This is a genomic window from Poseidonibacter parvus, from assembly GCF_001956695.1.
In the GTDB taxonomy this organism is placed as follows: Bacteria; Campylobacterota; Campylobacteria; order Campylobacterales; family Arcobacteraceae; genus Poseidonibacter; species Poseidonibacter parvus.
This window is the reverse complement of record NZ_CP019070.1, coordinates 927,891-943,121: the sequence shown is the minus strand read 5'-3', so window position 1 is coordinate 943,121 and position 15,231 is coordinate 927,891. Positions and strand designations below refer to the sequence as shown.

Sequence of the window (15,231 nt, the reverse complement as noted above, 5' to 3'; positions counted from 1 at the left end):
ATATGTAAAATTAATATACAATTAGAAAAAATAATTTAATAGTGTTAAAAAGTTATCTGTTTTTATTCAATAAACTCTTGTGCAATTTTTGATAAGTTATAAAAAAGAAGTTCTTCATAAGGGTTAAAAGTTTTTATTAAAATATTTGAATGTCCAGATAAAGACTTAGCAAAATTAATATTTTTATTCTCTTCTATAAAAACAACTTTTATTTGATTTTTTTTTACAAATCTTACTAATGGTTTTATTTCTGAAGCGCTTAATATTCTTTTTTTTCTTATGTATTTATTTATTTTAAATCTTTTTGCAAAATAGTCAAATTTTTCATCAAAAACAAAAATATTGTAAATTTCACTATCTGCTAGTTTTTTCTTTATCTCTAAAAAAGAAGCATCTAATTTATTTAAAAAATTATAATAATTAGCTTCATAGTCATTTTTATTGTAAGGGTCAATTTTAGATAAAGTCTCATAAATATTTTTTGCAACTTCTCTTAACAAAATTGGATCAAGCCATACAAAGGGATTATCTTCTCCTTCATATTTTAGTTTTTTTATATCTTTAGACATATTAACAGCATTTAATTCTTTTCTAGATTTAAGAAAAATCTTTTCATATTCTTTCTCAATATCAAGACCAAAATTAAAATATACTCTAGTTCCTGCAAGACTAGAAATTTCTGTTGGACTTAAATCTAGAATTTTATTTGAAAAGTTATTTGAAATTGTTTTTATTCTAATATGATTTTGACCGATTTGCTTAATTATATGAGCTTCAAAGGGTAAGCTAGTTGTAACTTGAAATTTTGAAAATAGTAGTGTTGGAAGTAGTAATAATAAAAGTTTATACACCACTACTTCCTTTTAGTTTATGATTGTTGTTCAGTTTTTCTTATTCTTAAACTTAAATCTTTTAACTGCTCAGCATCAACTGGTGATGGAGCACCTGTTAATAGACATTGTGCTTTTTGAGTTTTAGGGAATGCAATAACATCTCTAATTGAATCAGTTCCAGCAAGAAGCATAATAAGTCTATCAAGCCCCATTGCAAAACCACCATGAGATGGAGCTCCATATTGAAGTGCATCAAGTAAGAATCCAAATTTTTCTCTTTGTTCTTCTTCTGAAATTCCCATAAGTTCAAATACTTTTGATTGAATTTCTTCTTTATGAATTCTAATAGATCCACCACCTAATTCCATACCATTTAATACAATATCATAAGCAATAGATTCAATTGATTCTAAATCACTTGTATCTTCTAATGATTTAGGCATTGTAAATGGATGGTGAAGTGCTTTCATTTTTCCATCTTCAACTTCAAACATTGGGAAATCAACAACCCATAAGAACTCATAAGCATCTTCAGGAATAATATCCATTTGCTCAGCTAAGTAAAGTCTAAATCTACCCATGTAATCCCATACAGTTTTTTTATCACCTGCTCCAAAGAATACAACATCACCAACTTCAAGTTCTGTAGTTTTAACAATTTCTTCTAAATCAGCTTCTGAGAAGAATTTAGTTAATGGACCTTTTAATCCATCTTCTTTCATTTGGAAGTAACCAAGACCTTTTGCTCCAAATTTTCTAACGTAGTCTTCAAAACCTTTCATCTGTCTCTTAGAGAATAAGTTATCTCCATTTGGACATTTAAGTGCTTTAATTCTGTTATTCTTTTTATCTTTTGCAATATCTGCAAAGATTTCATTTGTAGAGTTTGCAAAAATATCAATAACTTCTACTAATGGCATATCAAATCTAATATCAGGTTTATCTGAACCATAAGTTTCCATTGCATCCCAGTATCTCATTCTTGGAAATTCTGAAGGTACTGGTTTACCACATTTTGTAAATACATCAGTAATTACTTTTTCAGCAACTTTAATTACATCTTCTTGATCACAAAAAGACATTTCAACATCTATTTGAGTAAATTCAGGTTGTCTATCAGCTCTTAAATCTTCATCTCTAAAACATTTAGCAATTTGGAAATATTTGTCAAATCCAGATACCATTAATAATTGTTTAAATAACTGAGGTGATTGTGGAAGTGCATAAAACTCTCCACCATGAACTCTTGATGGTACTAAATAATCTCTTGCACCTTCTGGAGTAGATTTTGTTAAAATTGGAGTTTCAACATCTAAGAAACCTAATTCATCTAAAGTATTTCTAACTTGAATAGCAGCTTTAGATCTTAATTGGAAAATCTCAAATGATTTTTTTGATCTTAATTCTAAGAATCTATTTCTAAGTTTAATTTCATCATTAACTTTATCATCATTTAAATCAAAAGGCATAGGCTTTGATTTATTTTCAATAGTTAATTCACTTAAAACAATTTCAATCTTACCTGTAACTAAGTTAGGATTTTCTAATCCTTCACCTCTAGCTCTTACTGATCCCTTAGCAACTAATACAAACTCATCTCTAACTGTTTCTGAAATAGGAAGAATAGCAGGATCTGCAACTAGCTGAACTAATCCACCTTTATCTCTTAAATCAATAAAAATAATCCCACCGTGATCACGTCTGCTGTTTACCCAACCTGCAACAGTAACTTCTTCACCGATGTTTTTTTCTGTAACTTCTGTACAATAATGTGTTCTCAATTCAAAACTCCATAAATATAAATATCCGCGATTTTATCTAAATCTTACTTAATTTCTAAAAAGCCAAACGATGTAGTTTTTAATAATTTTGGTTTATAAACAACATGATTATTCTCAATCTGAGTTTCAATTAATCCTGATTGATTCCCATCATACAAATAATTAACTCCAACTAAAGTAGAATAATCAACCCAGTTATAAATAATATCAGCACCATAAGAGTTAAGAGTATCTCTTAAATTATCATCAACATTATCAATAGAACTAGCAAGTACAAAATTACTTCTGTCTTTTACTTGTGTTAAAGTTAAAATCTTTGGATTATAATTTATTTGAGTTGAAAGTATAACCTTTGGATAAATACTATAAGCTCTTAATTGTGACAAAATAATAGATGTTTTTACAATTGGAGTATTTAAAAATAAAGTTGAATTTCTAATTCTATAATCTTTAACAATACCTTTAAAGTAGTTTCTTTTCTTTTTAATCTCTTTTACGACCTTAACATCAGGTGTTAAATTTTCATAAAGTGATTTTAGCTTATCTCCTAAAAAAGAACTTTGATAAAACATTGTATTATTAGTGTTTGAATATTCTAATAACTTAGAAATTTGGTCTTTATAAGAGATTCCTCCATAAAAGAAATTGCTTTTAGCATTTGTTATATAATCTTCATTTGTAAGTGGTAAATAAACTTTTAAATCATTAGTATCAATAGTATGTAAAAGTTCAGTAACTCTTGGTGTAAATAAAGCTAATACATTTGAGAAACCTTGCTCCCTTGCACTTAAAAAAGCTTTTTCTATACTTTGTTGATCTTCAGATATTGTATCAAATACTTTTATTTCATATTTAATATTTTTATAATCAAAATATCCTAAAACAGTATTCATTGATGATTTCGCATATTTTGCTACGATTTTAGAAGGATAAATAAATGCAAGTTTCATTACTTCACTATTATCAATATTAGGTAGTTCATCTTCAATAATTTCTATTTCTTCTAAAGGATCAATATTCTCCTCAATTCTCTCTTCAGTAGGATTTACAGGAGTACCAATATTTTCTTTAGGAGGAAGTTTGATTTCGACTTCTTGTTGTTTTATAGAACAACCTACAAAAAAAGCAGTAATTAGTATAAGTGATAATAAATGTTTCAAGTTGAAAGCTCCAATATATTTTTGATTCTAAGCATATCATAATATGCGTCTTTTTTTGAAGAAGGGTTTCTCAATAAATAATTAGCTGAAAAAGTAGGAACTAGCTTAATATTATTAAACACAAGTTCTTTTCCTCTATTTTGACTAAAATTATCTTTTTCATTAAATAAATAAGAATATGTATTCTCACCTAAACTAACTATTAGTTTTGGTTTTATTAATTCTATTTGCTTTTGTAAATAATCATTACATGAGTCAACATGTAATTTATTTAATGAATTTGAACTCTTACATTTAACTAAGTTTGTAATGTACACTTCTTCTTTTTTTATATTTAATACATTCTCTATCATTTTTGATAATAACTCACCAGTTTTTCCTGTATAAAAAGAACCTAACTCATCTTCACTATTAGATGGTTCATCAGAAATAAACATAACATTAGCATGAAGACTACCCGTTCCAAAAAGAACGTTTTTTCTACTTTTTGAAAGTTCACATAAATAACAGTTTTCAACATTAGATTTTAATGTAAAAATATTATCAGGTAGTTTTATATTCTTAATATCATTTGGAAGTAAATCGATAGTTTTGTGATAATCATATCCCATGGATTTTAGTGAATGTAAATTATATAAAAGTTTTTGTTTAACTGTATTTGTCATTACAAATTGTACAAAAAATTTTCTTTTATGATTATTTGTTCCAATAATTTGTACAAATGTGATATTTTTATTGACATTTGTCCTTATATTTTGTACAATCTTTCAAATCAAATCAGGAATCGTAATGACAACACCTAGTTTACGTAAATTAGAAGTTGATTTAGATGTTAATAAAACTACTCTACATAATTGGAAAAAGAATAGACCAAAACTATATGAGTTTATCGTAGAATCATATAAAGATAGAGAGATTTTAAAAATGCATTTAGAATCAATGATTAAACAAAAAAAATTAATTGAAGAAGAAATAGATATTACAAAAAATAGAGTGATTTAAATATATAAACTTATGGAGCAATAGCTTTGGTATGACTTTTTTAAAAGCACGCGAAATATCTGAAACTACTGCTTCATAATTATGTATATTTAATTTGAATTTTTATATTGTAGATTATTTATTTTTGAAGAAATTAAATAAGGAACGAATTCCTTATTTAAAAAGATATAATTACTTATATCTGTGAGTGATTCTACCCTTATCTAAAGAGTAAGGAGTAATTTCTACTTTTACTTTATCATTTGGTAATATTTTAATATAATGCATTCTCATTTTTCCTGAGATATGACATAATACATTATGACCGTTATCTAATTCTACTTTAAACATTGCATTTGGTAGTGCGTCTGTTACTTTACCATCAATTACAATTACATCATCTTTTGCCAATTTACTATCTCCCTAGTCTACTGTACTTAATATTACTGCTTTTCCGTTTACAACGGCAACTGTATGCTCATAATGACTACCTCTTAATCCATCTTCAGAAACAACATCCCATTTATTATCTAAAATAACTGGTTCTCTTTCCTTTTGACAAATCATTGGTTCTAAACAAAAAACCATTCCGTTTTTTATTTTTGGACCAGATTTAGTACTTCCATTCCCAATATAATTAGGTATTTCAGGTTCATCATGAGGTTTTTTTCCAATTCCGTGTCCACAGAATCTAACAAGCGGTTGATAACCTCTGCTTACAATAAAATCTTCTATCAATTTTGAAAGTTCTTTGAATCTCATACCTTCATGAATAGAATCAATAGCGTGATATAAAGAATCTTTTGCACAAGCAATTAAATCTTCATCTTCTTTTGATATTTTACCAATAGGCATTGTAATAGCAGCATCACCATACCAACCATCAATTTCAGTTCCAATGTCGATACCTAAGATATCTCCTTCTTTTAAAACTACATCTGATGGAATACCATGAATGATTACTTCATTTAATGAAGTACAAATAGCAGCAGGAAAACCGTATAAGCCCTTAAAAGATGGTCTAGCATTTAAATTATCTAAAAATGCTTCACCCATGGCATCAACTTCTTTCAAAGTCATACCAGCTTTAACGTTTTGCGCTAAATGGTTTAAAGTCTTCGCAACTGCAATATTTGCAGTGCGAAGTTTTTCAATTTCATTTGCTTTTCTTAATGGGATTGCCATAATATTTATAGACCAACCGCACTAAGCGTTTCATATTTATTTGAATATTGTTGTGCTTCAATTTTTCTCATAGTATCAATAGCAACTTGTACAACGATTAGTACAGCAACCCCTCCAAAGTAGAAAGGTACACCCATAGCTTTAACAATAAGCCATGGAGCAGTTGAAATTAATCCTAAATAAATTGCACCCCAGAATGTTAATCTACTTGCAGTTTCATTTAAAAATTCTGCTGTACCTGCTCCTGGTCTAATACCAGGAATAAATCCACCTTGCTTTTTTAAATTCTCTGAAATATCTTTTGCATTAAAGGTAATCGATGCATAGAAGAATGCAAAGAAAACAACAAATAAAAACATAAATACATTAAACGTATATGATGCAGGACTTAAGTAATCAGCAACGATTAAAAGATACTCATTTTGAGAACCTTGTAAAATAGTAGCTGGGAACATTAAAATCGCCGAAGCAAAAATAGCTGGAATAACACCTGCAAGGTTAACCTTAATAGGAATATAATTCATAACTCTTTTATTTTGGTTTTGCATCATTACTTTTCTTGAATATGAAACTGGAACTCTTCTTTCACCTAACTCAACATAAATAATTGCACCAACTGTTGCTAAAATAATAACAACAATAGCAATAACTGTTAAGAAGTTCATTTGTCCATTATTAACTAAATCAATAGTACCACCAATTGCACTAGGAATTGCAGATACAATACCAGCGAAGATAATTAATGAAATACCATTTCCTATACCTTTTTGTGTGATTTGTTCACCAATCCACATAAGAAGCATAGTACCAGTTAACATCGAAATTGATGAAACAGCAACAAATGTATCCATATCTATAGAAATAGCACTTTGACCACTTTGACCTGTTAGTGAATTAAGACCCATTGAAACACCAATTGATTGAATTAATGTAATAACAATAGTTGCGTATCTAATGATTTGCATATATTTTTGCATACCATCTCGTTCTTTTTTCATTTTACCAAGTGCGGGGAAAGTAGCTGCAAGTAATTCCATAATAATTGAAGCTGTAATGTAAGGCATAATTCCAAGTGATATGATAGACAGTCTTTCAACTGCATTACCACTGAACATATTAACAAGACCTAATGCATTGTTTGCATTTGAATCGAAGAATTCTTTTACTACGTCTATATTAACCCCAGGTACTGGCACGTATGCCAATAACCTGTAAAGAAATATAAAACCTAATGTGATAAGAATCTTATTTATTAGATCTTTACTCATGGTTAGTTACCAGTAGTTGTAACGTTTTCGTCTTTAATCTTTGATGCTAAATCTTTAGCAGTTGATCCAACTAATTTAACTTTCACAACTGATTTAGATAATTTATATACAGACTTGATTGACTCAACTGTAATTTCTTCTAAAGCTGCAACTTGCTTGATTTTATCAACATTGATAGAATAAGGTTTTGCAACTCTTGAAAAGAATCCAATTTTTGGCATTCTTTTTTGGATAGGCATTTGCCCACCTTCAAAATGTCTCTTGATTTTATATCCAGATCTAGATTTTTGACCTTTTTGACCTCTAGTAGAAGTCTTACCCATTCCTGAACCTTGACCTCTACCAACTCTTTTAGTATTTTTAGTACTACCTGGTGCTGGTTGTAAATTATTTAATGCCATAAATCTATCCTTTAATTCTAGCTAATGCTTCAACAGTAGCTTGTACTAAGTTATTTGGATTATTTGAACCTAAAGATTTCGCAATAATATCTGTTACTCCTGAAAGCTCAAGAACTGGTCTAGCAGCTCCCCCAGCAATCAGTCCTGTACCTTCAGATGCAGGCTTAAGTAAGATTTTACTTGCATTATATTTATGTTCAATATCATGAGCAATTGTAGTACCATGAATATTAACTTTGATTAAAGATTTAAAAGCGTCATCTAATGCTTTTTTAATAGCATCAGGAACCTCTTTAGCTTTACCAGTTCCAAAACCAATAGTACCTTTTTTGTCACCTACAACAACTAAAGCAGTAAATCTAAATCTTCTACCACCTTTTACAACTTTTGTAACTCTACCAATTTTAACGATTGCTTCTTCAAAGTCTTCTCTATTAATTGCCATCATTAACCCTTATAATTTGATACCGTTATCTCTAAGTGCGTCAGCGAATGCTGCAACAACACCATGATAAAGGTAACCATTTCTGTCAAATACTACTGTATCAATTCCTGCAGTTTTTAAAGTTCCAGCAAATTCTGCTGCTACTTTTCCTGCATTTTCTTTATTCACGTTTAAATTCATTGTTTGAGAACTAACTGCTGCTAAAGTTTTACCTTCAACATCATTAATTGCTTGCGCACTAATGTACTTATTAGATTTAAAGAAAGAAACTCTTGGTAACTCTGCTGTTCCAAAAATATTTCCTCTAACTCTTTTTTTTCTTTTAATTCTTAATGAATTCTTTTTTGCTAAATCTTTTGCTCTACTCATAGTGTCATACCTTACTTAGCTGTTTTTCCGGCTTTTCTAACGATATGCTCGTCAGTATACTTCACACCTTTACCTTTGTACGGTTCTGGTTTTCTGTAGCCTCTAATAATTGCAGCAGCTTGACCAACTTGTTGTTTGTCAGCACCTTTTACGTGAATTAAGTTTTTCTCAACAGTAATTTCTAAACCTTCTTCGATTTCGAAATTAATTGGGTGTGAATAACCTAATTGTAGTTCTAAAACTTTACCTTTAACAGCAGCTCTATAACCAACACCATTGATTTCTAAAGATTTTTGAAAACCTGTAGCTAATCCATCAATTGCATTGCTTAATAAAGCTCTATAAGTTCCCCAGAAAGCTGAAGATTCTTTTGTTTCTCCAACTCTAGAAAGTACTACGTTACCTTCAGCAACTTCAATTCCAACTCTACCATGAGTTTCAACTGAAGAAACTTTGTTCCCTTTTTTTACATCAATAACAGTACCATTAACTGATACTTCAATTCCAGCTGGAATTGCGATAGGTTTTTTACCAATTCTAGACATTATTACTCCCTACCATACAGTACAAAGAACTTCGCCACCAACTTTAGCTGCAAATGCTTCATCGTTAGCAATTACACCTTTGTTAGTAGAAACGATGATTGTACCGTATCCATTTTTAAAGCTTTTAATTTCTGAAGCGTTTTTGTAAACTCTTCTTCCAGGCTTAGAAACTCTAGTAATTTCATTAATTACTGATTTTTCATTGTCATCATACTTCAATTCAACTTGAATTGTCTTTTTGTTGTTTTTACCGTCAATAACTTTGAATCCAGTAATATACTCTTTTTGTAATAAAACGTTTAAAACGCCAACTACAGTGTTTGAGTGTAATAATGTTGCAACATCTAATTTTCTTAGAGCTGCATTTCTAATTCTTGTTAAAGCATCTGCGATTATATCATTCATCATAGCTTAAATTCTCCTACCAACTAGCTTTTCTAACACCAGGTAATAAACCTTCGTTAGCCATTTTTCTTAAACAAACTCTACATAAACCAAAATCTCTGTAAACAGAGTGAGGTCTACCACAAACAGAACATCTTGTATATGCTCTTGAAGAGAACTTAGGAGTTCTCTGTTGTTTTGCAATCATAGATTTCTTTGCCATTACGCTCTTCCTTTAGTAAATGGAATTCCTACTAACTCTAATAATCTGAAAGCTTCAGCATCATTAGTTGCAGTTGTAGAAACTGAAATATTCATACCGTGAGTTGTGATGATGTTATCATATACAACTTCTGGGAACATTAATTGTTCGTCTAAACCAAAGTTAAAGTTTCCTCTACCGTCAAAACCATTTCTGTTAAGTCCTCTAAAATCCTTAACTCTTGGTAATGCGATTGAACAAAGTTTATCTAAGAATGTGTACATTTGTTCACCTCTTAAAGTAACTTTTACTCCTACAGGGTAACCTTCTCTTACTTTAAATCCAGCAACAGATTTTTTTGCAATAACTTTAACAGCTTGTTGACCAGCTATTAAAGAGATAGTATCTTGAATGTTTTGCATTAATTTACTATCTTTCATTGCTTCACCAGCACCAACAGAGATAACTACTTTGTCTAACTTAGGAGTTAACATTTTGTTCTTTGGGAACTCTGTTTCTAAAACTGGTTTAATTTCTGCTTTATATCTTTCTAATAATCTTGCTGCCATCTTACTCACCTTCTACTTTAGTTACATTAGAGATATCCATTGGCATCTCTTTATTAACAAAACCACCATCTGGGTTTTTTTCTTGATCAGGTTTAACAGTTTTCTTAGCTACTTTGCAATCTTTAACGATTACTTGTCTCTTAGAAGGTAATACTTGAATAACTTCTCCAGTTTTACCTTTATCATCTCCAGCGATAATTTTTACAGTATCACCTTTTTTGATTTTTAATTTAATTGCCATATTATAATACCTCCGGTGCAAGTGAAACGATTTTCATGAAACCTGAATATCTAACTTCTCTAGCAACTGGTCCGAAAATTCTTGTTCCAATAGGATCTTTTTTAGCATCTAAGATAACTGCTGCGTTATCATCAAATCTAATTAAAGAACCATTTTCTCTTTGAACTTCTTTATGTGTTCTAACAACTACTGCTTTAACAACTTGACCTTTTTTAACTTTACCAGTTGGTAAAGCTTTCTTAACTGAAGCAACGATAACGTCACCAACAGTTGCGTATCTTCTCTTAGATCCACCAAGAACTTTAATACACATGATCTGTTTTGCACCTGTATTATCAGCTACATTTAATCTAGTAAAACTTTGAATCATTAGTTAGCTCCTGTAGATACAATCGTCTTTAATCTAAAAGATTTAGTTTTAGATAAAGGTCTACACTCAACAGCTACAACTTTATCTCCAAGTTTTAATTCATTTCTTTCGTCATGAACTAAATATTTTTTAAATCTTTTTACCATTTTGTGGTATCTTGGGTGAATAACTTGTCTAGTAACTAAAACAGAAGCTGTTTTGTCTCCAGAAATTTTTACCACTACACCTTGAATCTCTCTTTTATGTGTCATCTATAGATCCTTAGTTAGCTTTTGCTGCAGTAATTGCTGTTTGAATCTTAGCGATATCTTTTTTAGCCACTCTTAATTCAGAAGTGTTTGTTAACTGCATAGTTTTTAGCTTAGCTTTTAATTCAAAAAGAAGCACCTTTTTTTCTTTTAATAATTCCGTAAGCTCTTGTAAGCTTTTGTCTTTTAAATCAGTATAGTTCATTTTCGCTATCTTTTGTTACAATTTTTGTTTTAAATGGTAATTTGTGCATTGCTAAAGTTAAAGCTTCTCTTGCTAACTCATCACTAACACCAGCCATTTCAAAACAAATTCTACCTGGCTTGATATTCATTACCCATTTATCAACTGCACCTTTACCTTTACCCATTCTTGTTTCTAATGGTTTAGCAGTAAGAGGCTTGTCAGGGAATACCATAATCCAAACTTTAGCTTGTCTTTTAACTTTTCTTGTCATTGCAACTCTTGAAGCTTCGATTTGTCTAGAATCAATTCTTCCGTGCTCAACAGCTTTAAGACCGATATCACCGTATGCTAATGAAGTTCCTCTAGAAGCTTTACCTCTATTTCGACCCTTCATCATTTTTCTATATTTAGTTCTTTTAGGCATTAACATAATTATTTACCTCTTCTCTTTTGTGGTCTTCTTTTTGGTTTTTCTTCTTCAGTTTTTTCAGCTGGAATACCTTTAGCAAGTACTTCACCTTTGAAGATCCAAACTTTAATACCAATACAACCGTAAGTTGTATGAGCTTCAGCAAAACCGTAATCAATTCTAGCTCTTAATGTATGTAAAGGAACTCTACCTTCTAAATACCACTCAGTTCTAGCCATTTCAGCTCCACCAAGTCTACCAGAAACAGAAACTTTAATACCTTTAGCTCCGCCTTTAAGTGCATTTTGCATAACTCTTTTCATAGCTCTTCTGAATGCAACTCTTCTTTCTAATTGTTGTGCAACATTTTCAGCTGAAAGTTGACCAGATAATTGTGGTTTTCTCTCTTCTTTAATATTAACAGCAATTTCTTTTCCAACTAATTTAGAAAGATTAGCTTTTAATTTCTCAACGTCTGCACCTTTTTTACCGATAACGATACCAGGTCTAGCAGCAACGATTGTTACTCTAATTTTTTTAGCAGTTCTTTCAACGATAGTAGATGCAACACCTGCATAGTATAATTCTTTTTTAATGAATTTTCTAATTTTATCGTCTTCAGAAACGTTTGCTGGCATTGTAGAAAATTTTGGAAACCATCTTGATTCCCAGTTTCTATTGATACCTAATCTTAAACCTATTGGATTAACTTTTTGACCCATTACTTGTCTCCTTTTTCAGCAGCAGCTACTTCAATCATAATATGTGCAGTTGGTTTATGCTTTGGAGAAGCACTTCCTCTTGCTCTTGGAGTAAATCTCTTAAGAACTGGACCGTTATCAACTCTTGCAGAAGTAATAACAGCATTTTCTGGTTCTAAACCTGCATTTGCTACAGCAGATGCAATTACTTTAGAAATAATTCCAGCAGCCTTGTTAGGAGTAAATTCTAATGATGCGATTGCATATTCAGCATTCATACCTTGAACTTCTCTAGCAATTAATCTTGCTTTTGTAGGAGAAAGTCTAATAAATTTTAATATTGCTCTTGCCATCAATTACGCCTTTCTTTGAACAGAACCTTTATGGCCCTTAAACGTTCTAGTAGGTGCAAATTCACCTAATTTATATCCAACATGGTTCTCTGTAACATTTACAGGAACGAAGTTTCTTCCATTGTGCACATTAAAAGTAAGTCCAATCATATCTGGTAAGATCATAGATCTTCTTGACCAAGTTTTGATTGGTTTTTTATCATTAGCTTCAACAGCTTTTTGAACTTTCTTTAATAAGTGTGCGTCTATAAATGGACCTTTTTTTATTGATCTTGACATCTTAAACCCTTACTTCTTTTTTCTTGAAATGATTAGTTTATCACTAGCTTTTTTCTTTCTAGTTTTATAACCTTTAGTTGGCATACCCCATGGAGTAACAGGATGTCTTCCAGAGTTAGTTTTACCTTCACCACCACCATGCGGGTGATCAATTGGGTTCATTGCAGAACCTCTTGTTTGTGGTCTCTTACCTAAATGTCTTTGTCTACCAGCTTTACCGATAACCATATTAGAGAAGTCTTCATTTCCAACAATACCAATTGTTGCAATACAAACAGAAAGAATTTTTCTCATTTCACCTGAAGGAAGTCTAAGAATAACATACTTATCTTCTCTACCCATGATTTGAGCATATCCACCAGCAGATCTAGCGATTTGTCCACCTTTACCTGGTTTCATTTCAATGTTATGAACCATAGTACCAACTGGAATATTGATTAATCTCATTGCGTTACCTGGTAAAATATCAAGTCCTGACTCAGCAGCTTGAATTTTAGCACCAACTTTTAAACCAGAAGGTTGTAAGATATATCTTTTATCACCATCAGCATAAGTTACTAAACAAATTCTACAGTTTCTGTATGGGTCGTACTCAATAGTTGAAACAGTACCCTCTACACCGAATTTATTTCTTTTGAAATCAATAATTCTATATAATTTCTTAGCACCTGCTTCTTTGTGTCTAGAAGTGATTCTACCGTTATTATTTCTACCAGCTGCAGCTTTTACTCTTACAAGTAAAGATCTAACTGTTGGTTTAGAAGTAATATCAGAAGTATCCATTACAGACATAAATCTTCTTGCAGGAGTTATTGGTCTAAATTTTTTAATTGCCATTCATATCTCCTTAAGCTGAAAGGTTCGCTATTTCAGCGCCCTCTGGTAATGTTACATAGAATTTTTTGAAATCTGGTCTAGCACCTAATTTCCCTTTAAATCTTTTAACTTTTCCATTTTGTCTTAAAGAATTAACTTTTGATGGAGTAACACCAAAATATTCTTTAAATACTTCTTTTAGTCCATTCTTAGTCATTCTTGGACTAGTTTGAACAACGATTACACCATTTTCTTGAAGCTCAATCGTTTTTTCTGTATATAATATTGCTTTAATATCTGTTATATCTGCCATCTTAAGCCTCTTTTGTTAATGATTCAAATACTGATTTTTCAATTAGTACTGAATGGTATGCTGCAATTAAATAAGCGTTAACTTCTTGCTTTTCAATCATGTAACAATTTTTAACATTTCTAAACGCTAAGTATGTTTTCTCATCAATTGTATCAACTACAACTAGAGTATCTCTTTGGTTTAATTTGTTTAAAATCGCTAGTGCGTCTTTTGTTTTACCAGATTCAACTGTAATTGAATCAGTTATAAATAAAGAACCATTTTCAGCTTGTGCATTTAAGGCAAAACTTAATGCTAAAGCTTTTTGTTTTTTATTTACTTTTTGTACATAGTTTCTCTTAGTAGGACCAAAAACTTGACCCCCACCAACGAATAAAGGAGATCTTTTAGAACCCCATCTAGCACCACCAGAACCTTTTTGAGCTTTAGGTTTTTTACCACCACCTCTAACTTCTGATCTATTTTTAACTCTAGCAGTATTTGCTCTTTGAGCTGCTAAGTATGATTTAGCATATAAATATAAGTTGTGAGAGTTAATCTCAGCAAACTTAGCTGGTAATGCTACATCACCATTAGCTTCAAATTTGTCATTTAATACTATTGCATTACTCATTTAGCAACCTTTACTTTTCCTAATCTACCGTTTGCACCAGATACTGAACCTTTTACTACTAAAATTCCAGTTTCTGCATCAAATGATACTACATCATTTTTAACGCTAACAGTTGTATTTCCGTATTGTCCTGGCATTTTCTTACCTGGTTGAACTCTACCTGGCCATTCAGCATTACCAATTGAACCAGTTCTTTTACCCATTCTATGACCGTGAGATGCTCTACCACCTGCAAAGTTCCATCTTTTAACTACACCAGAGAAACCTCTACCTTTAGTGTTAAAAGTTGTTTTTAATACTTTTGCTTCTGATAAACCACTTACATCTAAATCACCAGCTTCAGTGTTTGCTACTTCTAAAGTTGCAAATCTGTTAAACTCTTTAGATAAGTCGAATTTCTTTTGTTGCCCTTCAATTGTTTTATTCATCTTTTTACCAGATGCATAAGAAACAAATGCTACACCGTCAGTCACTTCACATACCTTAGTATCAAGAACTCTTAAAAGTGTAACAGGAACAGCAGGAACTGAAACAGTTCTACTCATACCAATTTTTTCTACGATAAATTCCATTTATTA

Annotated in this window: 27 protein-coding genes; 1 reads left to right on the top strand and 26 read right to left on the bottom strand. The window is 30.8% G+C overall.

The window, feature by feature from the left end:
* Nucleotides 1–62 precede the first annotated feature (62 nt).
* The 4 genes from LPB137_RS04645 to LPB137_RS04630 are packed head-to-tail and all read right to left on the bottom strand — an operon-like array spanning nucleotide 63 to nucleotide 4,439.
* Nucleotides 63–851: a metal ABC transporter substrate-binding protein gene (locus tag LPB137_RS04645; RefSeq protein WP_076085022.1), complete on the bottom strand. Its 789-nt coding sequence runs from the start codon at nucleotides 849–851 to the stop codon at nucleotides 63–65.
* Nucleotides 852–868: 17 nt separating this feature from the next.
* Nucleotides 869–2,614 carry an aspartate--tRNA ligase gene (gene aspS, locus LPB137_RS04640; RefSeq protein ID WP_076085019.1) on the bottom strand — a complete coding sequence of 582 codons (1,746 nt, stop codon included), beginning with the start codon at nucleotides 2,612–2,614 and terminating at the stop codon, nucleotides 869–871.
* Between the two features lie 44 nt (nucleotides 2,615–2,658).
* On the bottom strand, nucleotides 2,659–3,774 hold the full coding sequence (locus LPB137_RS04635; RefSeq protein ID WP_076085016.1) for a hypothetical protein: 1,116 nt from the start codon (nucleotides 3,772–3,774) through the stop codon (nucleotides 2,659–2,661).
* The gene (locus LPB137_RS04630; RefSeq protein ID WP_076085013.1) at nucleotides 3,771–4,439 is read right to left on the bottom strand and encodes a uracil-DNA glycosylase; all 669 of its coding nucleotides are present in this window, start codon (nucleotides 4,437–4,439) and stop codon (nucleotides 3,771–3,773) included. Before LPB137_RS04630 ends, LPB137_RS04635 begins: the two co-directional genes overlap by 4 nt.
* A gap of 124 nt (nucleotides 4,440–4,563) precedes the next feature.
* Here LPB137_RS04630 and LPB137_RS04625 point away from each other — a divergent pair, with 124 nt between their 5' ends.
* Nucleotides 4,564–4,776 carry a hypothetical protein gene (locus tag LPB137_RS04625; RefSeq protein WP_076085009.1) on the top strand — a complete coding sequence of 71 codons (213 nt, stop codon included), beginning with the start codon at nucleotides 4,564–4,566 and terminating at the stop codon, nucleotides 4,774–4,776.
* 171 nt (nucleotides 4,777–4,947) lie between these two features.
* Here the strand turns inward: LPB137_RS04625 and infA are convergent, their stop codons facing one another.
* From infA to rplC, 22 genes are read right to left on the bottom strand one after another with little or no spacing between them, the layout of a single operon-like run.
* On the bottom strand, nucleotides 4,948–5,166 hold the full coding sequence (infA, locus tag LPB137_RS04620; protein ID WP_076085006.1) for a translation initiation factor IF-1: 219 nt from the start codon (nucleotides 5,164–5,166) through the stop codon (nucleotides 4,948–4,950).
* A 12-nt stretch (nucleotides 5,167–5,178) separates the two neighbouring features.
* Nucleotides 5,179–5,940, bottom strand: coding sequence for a type I methionyl aminopeptidase (map, locus tag LPB137_RS04615; RefSeq protein ID WP_076085003.1), 762 nt, complete (start codon nucleotides 5,938–5,940; stop codon nucleotides 5,179–5,181).
* Between the two features lie 5 nt (nucleotides 5,941–5,945).
* A complete protein-coding gene (gene secY, locus LPB137_RS04610; RefSeq protein WP_076085000.1) occupies nucleotides 5,946–7,208 on the bottom strand; it encodes a preprotein translocase subunit SecY in 1,263 nt (420 codons plus the stop codon).
* Nucleotides 7,209–7,210: 2 nt separating this feature from the next.
* On the bottom strand, nucleotides 7,211–7,609 hold the full coding sequence (gene rplO, locus LPB137_RS04605) for a 50S ribosomal protein L15 (protein WP_076084997.1): 399 nt from the start codon (nucleotides 7,607–7,609) through the stop codon (nucleotides 7,211–7,213).
* Nucleotides 7,610–7,613: 4 nt separating this feature from the next.
* Nucleotides 7,614–8,054, bottom strand: a complete 441-nt coding sequence (gene rpsE / locus LPB137_RS04600) for a 30S ribosomal protein S5 (RefSeq protein ID WP_076084995.1) — start codon at nucleotides 8,052–8,054, stop codon at nucleotides 7,614–7,616.
* 9 nt (nucleotides 8,055–8,063) lie between these two features.
* A complete protein-coding gene (rplR, locus tag LPB137_RS04595; protein WP_076084992.1) occupies nucleotides 8,064–8,423 on the bottom strand; it encodes a 50S ribosomal protein L18 in 360 nt (119 codons plus the stop codon).
* Between the two features lie 11 nt (nucleotides 8,424–8,434).
* Complete coding sequence (gene rplF / locus LPB137_RS04590; protein ID WP_076084989.1) at nucleotides 8,435–8,968, bottom strand: 50S ribosomal protein L6; 534 nt, start codon at nucleotides 8,966–8,968, stop codon at nucleotides 8,435–8,437.
* A 9-nt stretch (nucleotides 8,969–8,977) separates the two neighbouring features.
* The gene (gene rpsH / locus LPB137_RS04585; RefSeq protein WP_076084986.1) at nucleotides 8,978–9,376 is read right to left on the bottom strand and encodes a 30S ribosomal protein S8; all 399 of its coding nucleotides are present in this window, start codon (nucleotides 9,374–9,376) and stop codon (nucleotides 8,978–8,980) included.
* A gap of 13 nt (nucleotides 9,377–9,389) precedes the next feature.
* Nucleotides 9,390–9,575 (bottom strand): type Z 30S ribosomal protein S14, encoded by a 186-nt coding sequence (locus LPB137_RS04580; protein WP_076084983.1) that lies wholly within the window; start codon nucleotides 9,573–9,575, stop codon nucleotides 9,390–9,392.
* Nucleotides 9,575–10,123, bottom strand: coding sequence for a 50S ribosomal protein L5 (gene rplE / locus LPB137_RS04575; RefSeq protein ID WP_076084980.1), 549 nt, complete (start codon nucleotides 10,121–10,123; stop codon nucleotides 9,575–9,577). Before rplE ends, LPB137_RS04580 begins: the two co-directional genes overlap by 1 nt.
* 1 nt (nucleotide 10,124) lies before the next feature.
* Entirely contained in the window at nucleotides 10,125–10,364 is a 240-nt protein-coding gene (gene rplX / locus LPB137_RS04570) for a 50S ribosomal protein L24 (protein ID WP_076084977.1), read from the bottom strand.
* A gap of 1 nt (nucleotide 10,365) precedes the next feature.
* Nucleotides 10,366–10,734, bottom strand: coding sequence for a 50S ribosomal protein L14 (rplN, locus tag LPB137_RS04565; RefSeq protein WP_076084974.1), 369 nt, complete (start codon nucleotides 10,732–10,734; stop codon nucleotides 10,366–10,368).
* Nucleotides 10,734–10,985 (bottom strand): 30S ribosomal protein S17, encoded by a 252-nt coding sequence (gene rpsQ / locus LPB137_RS04560; protein ID WP_076084971.1) that lies wholly within the window; start codon nucleotides 10,983–10,985, stop codon nucleotides 10,734–10,736. Before rpsQ ends, rplN begins: the two co-directional genes overlap by 1 nt.
* Before the next feature lie 10 nt (nucleotides 10,986–10,995).
* On the bottom strand, nucleotides 10,996–11,187 hold the full coding sequence (rpmC, locus tag LPB137_RS04555; protein WP_076084968.1) for a 50S ribosomal protein L29: 192 nt from the start codon (nucleotides 11,185–11,187) through the stop codon (nucleotides 10,996–10,998).
* The gene (rplP, locus tag LPB137_RS04550; protein ID WP_076084964.1) at nucleotides 11,174–11,599 is read right to left on the bottom strand and encodes a 50S ribosomal protein L16; all 426 of its coding nucleotides are present in this window, start codon (nucleotides 11,597–11,599) and stop codon (nucleotides 11,174–11,176) included. The genes rpmC and rplP overlap by 14 nt, the downstream gene beginning before the upstream one ends.
* A 2-nt stretch (nucleotides 11,600–11,601) precedes the next feature.
* A complete protein-coding gene (rpsC, locus tag LPB137_RS04545; protein ID WP_076084961.1) occupies nucleotides 11,602–12,300 on the bottom strand; it encodes a 30S ribosomal protein S3 in 699 nt (232 codons plus the stop codon).
* On the bottom strand, nucleotides 12,300–12,632 hold the full coding sequence (gene rplV, locus LPB137_RS04540) for a 50S ribosomal protein L22 (protein ID WP_076084958.1): 333 nt from the start codon (nucleotides 12,630–12,632) through the stop codon (nucleotides 12,300–12,302). The genes rpsC and rplV overlap by 1 nt, the downstream gene beginning before the upstream one ends.
* 3 nt (nucleotides 12,633–12,635) lie before the next feature.
* Nucleotides 12,636–12,911 carry a 30S ribosomal protein S19 gene (rpsS, locus tag LPB137_RS04535; RefSeq protein WP_076084955.1) on the bottom strand — a complete coding sequence of 92 codons (276 nt, stop codon included), beginning with the start codon at nucleotides 12,909–12,911 and terminating at the stop codon, nucleotides 12,636–12,638.
* Between the two features lie 9 nt (nucleotides 12,912–12,920).
* A complete protein-coding gene (rplB, locus tag LPB137_RS04530) occupies nucleotides 12,921–13,748 on the bottom strand; it encodes a 50S ribosomal protein L2 (protein WP_076084952.1) in 828 nt (275 codons plus the stop codon).
* Between the two features lie 10 nt (nucleotides 13,749–13,758).
* Complete coding sequence (locus tag LPB137_RS04525) at nucleotides 13,759–14,040, bottom strand: 50S ribosomal protein L23 (RefSeq protein ID WP_076084950.1); 282 nt, start codon at nucleotides 14,038–14,040, stop codon at nucleotides 13,759–13,761.
* Nucleotide 14,041: 1 nt separating this feature from the next.
* Nucleotides 14,042–14,653, bottom strand: coding sequence for a 50S ribosomal protein L4 (gene rplD / locus LPB137_RS04520; protein ID WP_076084947.1), 612 nt, complete (start codon nucleotides 14,651–14,653; stop codon nucleotides 14,042–14,044).
* On the bottom strand, nucleotides 14,650–15,225 hold the full coding sequence (gene rplC, locus LPB137_RS04515; protein WP_076084944.1) for a 50S ribosomal protein L3: 576 nt from the start codon (nucleotides 15,223–15,225) through the stop codon (nucleotides 14,650–14,652). Before rplC ends, rplD begins: the two co-directional genes overlap by 4 nt.
* Between the last annotated feature and the right edge of the window lie 6 nt (nucleotides 15,226–15,231).